Annotated in this window: 5 protein-coding genes; all 5 read left to right on the plus strand. The window is 64.0% G+C overall.

Annotation, left to right across the window (positions count from 1 at the left end; genetic code table 11):
* Positions 1-25 precede the first annotated feature (25 nt).
* The 5 genes from AC1DX0_RS10260 (at position 26) to AC1DX0_RS10280 (ending at position 6169) form a co-directional block, all read left to right on the plus strand.
* Positions 26-1378 (plus strand): LLM class flavin-dependent oxidoreductase, encoded by a 1353-nt coding sequence (locus tag AC1DX0_RS10260; protein WP_477355226.1) that lies wholly within the window; start codon positions 26-28, stop codon positions 1376-1378.
* Positions 1378-2607, plus strand: a complete 1230-nt coding sequence (locus AC1DX0_RS10265; RefSeq protein ID WP_477224182.1) for a M20 aminoacylase family protein — start codon at positions 1378-1380, stop codon at positions 2605-2607. The genes AC1DX0_RS10260 and AC1DX0_RS10265 overlap by 1 nt, the downstream gene beginning before the upstream one ends.
* Entirely contained in the window at positions 2604-3128 is a 525-nt protein-coding gene (locus AC1DX0_RS10270) for a GNAT family N-acetyltransferase (protein WP_477224183.1), read from the plus strand. Before AC1DX0_RS10265 ends, AC1DX0_RS10270 begins: the two co-directional genes overlap by 4 nt.
* Positions 3129-3314: 186 nt before the next feature.
* A complete protein-coding gene (locus tag AC1DX0_RS10275; protein ID WP_477224184.1) occupies positions 3315-5117 on the plus strand; it encodes an amino acid ABC transporter permease/ATP-binding protein in 1803 nt (600 codons plus the stop codon).
* Positions 5118-5227: 110 nt separating this feature from the next.
* Positions 5228-6169 (plus strand): ABC transporter substrate-binding protein, encoded by a 942-nt coding sequence (locus tag AC1DX0_RS10280; protein ID WP_477355229.1) that lies wholly within the window; start codon positions 5228-5230, stop codon positions 6167-6169.
* Positions 6170-6406 lie beyond the last annotated feature (237 nt).

The following is a 6406-nucleotide window of genomic DNA, read 5'->3' on the forward strand; positions in this document are numbered from 1 at the left end:
AAACGGATCAAGGAGCTTTGCCGTCATGAGCAATCAGCGAATTCCCTTCGGCATCATGCTGCAAGGCCCGGGCGGCCACATGAATGCCTGGAAGCACCCGAGCGTACCCACCGATGCCAGCACCAATTTCGACTACTACGTGCGCATCGCGCGGCAGGCGGAAGCTGCGGRCATCGCCTTCGCCTTCGTCGCCGACGGGCTCTACATCAACGAACAATCCATCCCGCATTTCCTCAACCGCTTCGAGCCGATCGTGCTTTTGTCGGCGCTGGCGGTGGCGACAAAGAGCATCGGTCTCGTCGGCACGCTGTCCACCTCCTACAGCGATCCGTTCACCGTCGCGCGGCAGTTCGGATCGATCGACGCCGTCAGCGGCGGCCGCGCCGGCTGGAACGCCGTGACCTCGCCGCTCGAAGGTTCGGCGAAAAATTACGGCCGCGACAAGCATCCCGAACACGCGCTGCGCTACGAGATCGCGGCCGAGCACATCGAGATCGTCAAGGGCCTGTGGGATTCCTGGGACGACGACGCTTTCGTGCGCGACCGGCAGGCCGGCCGCTACGCCGATTTTTCCAGGATGCACCGGCTGAACTTCAAGGGCCGCTTCCATTCTGCCGAAGGGCCGCTCAATCTTGGCCGCTCGCCGCAAGGACAGCCGGTCCTCTTCCAGGCCGGCGGCTCGGATGACGGCATCTCACTCGGCGGCCAGCACGCCGACGCCGTCTTTGCCAACGCCGCCGCTTTCGAGGAAAACCGCGAGCTGTCGCGCCGGCTCAAGGACAGCGCGGTCGCGCATGGCCGCTCGGCCGACCACATAAAAATCTTCCCCGGTATCGCGCCGATCGTCGGCTCAACGGAAGAGGAAGCCGAGCGCAAATATCGCGAGATACGCGACCTCGTCAGCGTTCACGAGGCGCTGCTCTATCTCGGCCGGTTCTTCGACCATCACGATTTCACTACCTACCCGGTCGACGATCCGTTCCCGGAGCTCGGCGACATCGGCAAGAACAATTTCCGCTCCACCACCGACCGTATCAAGCGTGTCGCCAGGGAGAAAAACCTCACGCTGCGCGAAGTCGCCCTGGATGCGGCCACATCGCGCAACGAATTCATCGGTACGCCCGAAAAGATCGCCGACCAGCTGATCCGCTGGGTGGATGGTGGAGCCGCCGATGGCTTCGTGCTCGGCTTCCAGGTCATCCCATCCGGGCTCGACGATTTCGAAGCGCATGTGCTGCCCATTCTGGAAAAGCGCGGCCGCCATGCGCGCAGCCAGATCGGCACGACGCTGCGCGATCATCTCGGCCTGCCGTTCAAGGAAAGCCGTTATGCGCAGGCTGCCTCTCGCGCGGCGCCAGCCACCGAGGAAGCCGCCTGATGACCTTTCAGGCCCCTCTGCTGTCGATCACAACCGAAGCGGCAATCCTCGACCACGCGGATGAATTCGTCGCGCTGCGCCGCAAGCTGCATAGCCAACCGGAGCTGGCCTATCACGAGAAAAAGACCAGCGCGCTGGTCGCCGAGCGCTTGCGACACTGGGGCTACGAGGTCGCTGAGACTATCGGCGGCACCGGCGTGGTCGGCACGCTGCGCAACGGGCTCGGCGAGAAAAGCATCGGCATCCGCGCCGACATGGACGCCTTGCCGATCGTCGAGGCGACCGGCCTGCCCTATGCCAGCACCAGGCCGGGAGTGATGCATGCCTGCGGGCATGATGGCCACACCGCGATCCTGCTGGCAGCCGCGCGCCATCTTGCCGAGACGCGGGAGTTTTCGGGCACGCTACGCCTGATCTTCCAGCCCGCCGAGGAAGGCGGCGCCGGCGCCAGGGCGATGATTGCAGACGGGCTGTTCGAACGCTTCCCGGTCGACGCCGTGTTCGGCCTGCACAATTGGCCGGGTGTGCCTGCCGGACAGTTCGCCTTCCTCAGCGGTCCTGCCATGGCTTCCGTCGATCTCGCCATCATCCGCATCGTCGGCAAGGGCGGCCATGGTGCGCGGCCCAGCCATGCCGTCGATCCGATAGTCGCCGCTGCCTCGCTGGTGATGGCCCTGCAGACGATCGTGTCGCGCAATGTCGACCCGCTGGAGACGGCGGTGGTCACCGTCGGCACGATCCATGGCGGCATCGCGGCCAATGTCATCCCCGACAGCGTCGAGCTGAAAGTCACTATCAGGACCTTCAGCGAGACGGTGCGGGACCAAATCCGGACGCGCATCATCGCGCTCGCCGAAGCCCAGGCGCAGAGCTACGGCGCGACAGCCGAGGTCACCTATCCGCGCGGCTATCCGACGCTCGTCAACCACCTGGAAGAGACCGAGTTCGCCCGCCAGGTGGCGCTCCGGCATTTCGGCGGCGAACGGATCGAGACCAATTTCCCGTTGATCACCGCCAGCGAGGATTTCGCCTTCATGCTCGAGGCGCGACCTGGCAGCTATCTCTTCATCGGCAATGGCGACAGCGCCGACCTGCACAGCCCCAACTACGACTTCAACGACGACATCCTGCCTGACGCCGCACGCTACTGGGTGGCGCTGGTCCAGGACTATCTCGCCGCGAACGAGGCTCCGCGGACAAGCGAGCCGGCCACAGGATCCACGCCATGACAGACAGCTTTCTCTACACGACACCGCTCGATCCGCGCGCAGCCCCCCTCATCGAAGCGCTGACCTGGGAATACACGACCCGCTACGGCGACCATTTCGGCGAACCGGGCGAAGAGATGCGCCGCTACCCCGCCGAGCTGTTCGCACCCCCCAATGGAAATTTTCTGCTGTTGCTGCGCGACGGCGCGGCGATCGCCGGCGGCGCCTTCAAGCGCTATGACGAACGCACCGCCGAACTCAAGCGCGTCTGGACGCATATCGACCTTCGCCGCCAGGGCCTTGCGCGCAAGGTGCTCGCTGAACTCGAGCTGCAGGCGGCGCGCCAGGGCTATACGAGGCTCTATCTGACCACGGGCTTCCGCCAGCCCGAGGCTGCGGGTCTCTATCTCAGCGACGGCTACACCGCCCTGTTCGACGCCAGCGTCGATCCGCAAATCCACGGCACGCTGCCCTTCGAAAAGGACATCAGCGCCCTGGCGCAGGAATTCGGACCGAACGCGCTCGAACGCAAGGCAAGCTGATCGGGCGCGCAGCCCACAGCAACTCGCCCACAAATATAGACTAATATAGACGAATTAACTCCGGATCACTAAAAATATAAAAACAGATGCCGTGATGCAGCTTTGGCATTCGCTAGTGTAACGTAGGTTTACTTGATAAATATATAGTACTCCCGCAACATTACTCCATTGGAGCAACGGCGATCCATGACAGTGACGGCCGACATAGGCGAGGTAGCCTCCCCCAGAAATGTGCCATTCACCTCCGACCGTCAGGGGTACAGGGTGGTGCCGGCGAAGCACCCCTGGCGCGCGGTCGGCACCGTCGTCGCCGTCTTGGTCATCTTCTTCACGCTGCAGTCGATCCTGACCAATCCGAGGTGGGGCTGGGACGTCTTTGCCCGCTTCTTCTTCTCCGAGCCGGTGCTGGTCGGCCTTGGCCGCACGCTGCTTCTGACCGTGCTCGCCTCAGCGCTCGGCTTTTTTCTCGGGACGCTGCTCGCTTTCGCGCGCGTTTCTGCCTCGCCCCTGCTGTCGGGCGTGTCGTGGGCCTATATCTGGCTGCTGCGCTCCATCCCGCTGATCGTGCTGCTGCTCGTCCTCAACAATCTCGGCTACCTCTATCCGACCATCGATGTCGGCGTGCCTTTCACCAGCCTGCTGTTCGCGCAGTTCAACACCGTCGAAGTGTTCAGTCCGTTCTGGGTCGCGGTGGTCGGGTTGAGCCTCAACCAGGCCGCCTTCTCGGCCGAGATCATCCGCGGCGGCATTCTTTCCGTCGACCAGGGCCAGCAAGAGGCCGCCGCCGCGCTTGGTCTTTCGCGGCGCCGGCAGGCACTGGGCATCGTGCTGCCRCAAGCCATGCGCGCCATCCTGCCCAGTGGCTTCAACGAGATCATCGGCTTGGCCAAATCGACCTCGATGGTCTACGTGCTGGCCCTGCCCGAGCTCTTCTACACCGTCCAGGTCATCTACAAGCGCAATCTGGAAGTGATCCCGCTCCTGATGGTTGCGACCATCTGGTACCTCATCATCATGAGCGTGCTGTCGATCATCCAGCTCGGCATCGAGCGGCGCTTTTCGCGCGGCGCCGTGCGCACCCCGTCCGGCCCACTCCTACCCAATCTGCTTGCCTTCCTGTCCGGCCGCGGCGCCGCACCGGCTGCCAAACCCGCACCCCTCGTCCCGGCACCAGCGACCACGGTTCGCAAGCCACTGGTCACCGCTGGCGAGAAACTGGCGCGGCGCGGAGTCGGGCGCATCGAGATCCGCGGCGTCTCCAAGCGGTTCGGCACGCTGACCGTGCTCGACGGCGTCGATCTCGATCTGGCGCCTGGCTCGGTGACGGCGATCATCGGTCCGTCCGGCGCCGGCAAGTCGACGCTTCTGCGCACCATCAACCATCTCGAGCGGACCGACACCGGGTTCATGACCATCGACGACGAGCTGGTCGGCTACCACCGCGACGGGCAGACGCTCTACGAACTCAAGGAAGCGGCGATCCGGCGGCGGCGCGCCGCGATCGGCATGGTGTTCCAGAACTTCAACCTCTTCCCGCATCTGACGGTGCTGGAAAACATCATCGAGGCGCCTGTCTCGGTGCAGGGCGTTGCGCGCGACGAGGCGATTGAACTGGCAAGGGATCTGCTCGCTCGCATCGGTCTGCCGGAGAAGGCCGACGCCTATCCGCGCCACCTCTCCGGCGGCCAGCAGCAGCGCGTTGCCATCGCCAGGGCGTTGGCGCTGAAGCCAAAGGTGCTGCTCTTCGACGAGCCGACCTCGGCGCTCGATCCCGAGCTCGTCGGCGAGGTGCTCGACGTCATCAAGGAACTGGCGACGTCAGGCACAACCATGGTGATCGTCACCCATGAGATCGGCTTCGCCCGCGAAGTCGCCGACACCATCGTCTTCATGGACGGCGGCAAGATCCTCGAGGTCGGGACGCCGTCCAGGGTCTTCACCACGCCCGCCCACCAACGCACGCGCGAGTTCCTCGCCAAGGTTCTCTAGCGACCGGAATTTCAGGGAAAACGCGCCGGCGTCATGTGCGAACCGCCGGCCTTCCAGGCTCCCTGTTCGGGGAGCTCAACCCCGCACGTCCACAATGCAAGGAGAGACCCATGACACTCTACCGAAAGCCGCTATCCCTCGCCTTCGGCGCGATCCTATCGGCCATATCCTTCGCCTCCGTCGCCACCGCGGCGGAATTCGATCTCAGTCCCGAGCAGCCGGGCCGAATTCACGCCGAAAAGAGCGAGAAGGCAGCCGCGGCAATCGCGCCGACTTTCAAATTCGCCAAGGAAGGCTATCTCACGGTCGCCACCAGCCCTTGGGATCCGCCGGTCGGCACCTACGCGACCGATGCCAAGACCGTGGTCGGCACCGATCCCGATATCACGGTGCTGATCGCCGAAACGCTGGGGCTGAAGCTTGACCTGGTTGCGGTCGCCTGGGCCGACTGGCCGCTCGGCCTTGCCTCCGGGAAATATGATGCCGTCATCAGCAATGTGACGGTGACGGAAGAGCGCAAGGAAAAATTCGACTTCTCGACCTACCGGCAGGACGTGCTCGGCTTCTATGTGAAGGCCGACAGCAAGATCACCTCCATCAAGGAACCGAAAGACGTCGCTGGTTTGAGGGTGATCACCGGTGCCGGCACCAACCAGGAAAAGGTGCTGCTGGAATGGGACCGCGAGAACGTCGCGGCCGGGCTGAAGCCTGTCGAGGTCCAGTACTATGACGATTCGGCGGCAAGCCAGCTCGCCATTCAGTCGGGCCGCGCCGATGCCGAGTTCAATCCGAACGCCACGCTTGCTTACTCTGCCGCCGTCGGCGGCAAGACCAAGCTGGTCGGCATCGTCAGCGGCGGCTGGCCGCTGACCGCCGAGATCGCGGTGGCGACGCGCAAGGGCAGCGGTCTCGCCGATGCCATCACGCTCGCCATCAACGAGCTGATCRCCAGTGGCAAATATGGCGAAGTGCTGAAGAAGTGGAGCCTCACCGCCGAAGCCATCGACCAGTCGCGCACCAACCCGCCCGGCCTACCGAAGCCCAACAGCTGAGCCAAAACGCGTTGAAGGCGGACGCCATCTGCGTCCGCCTCTTCCGTCATGCATGCGTGCGCACGACGTGCACAGACAACACCGCGAAAAATTGGAAATCCAATGTTCTTGAGAACCAAAGCGATCCCCGCCGTCATCGGCATTTCGGCGTTTCTGGCGGCCTCGCTCGTGTCGCTCGCATCGGAGCCTTTCGACCTCAGCCCCGAACAGTCTGCGCGCCCTCGCACCGAGAAGGAC

This window comes from Mesorhizobium sp. P3_A9 (assembly GCF_056402975.1).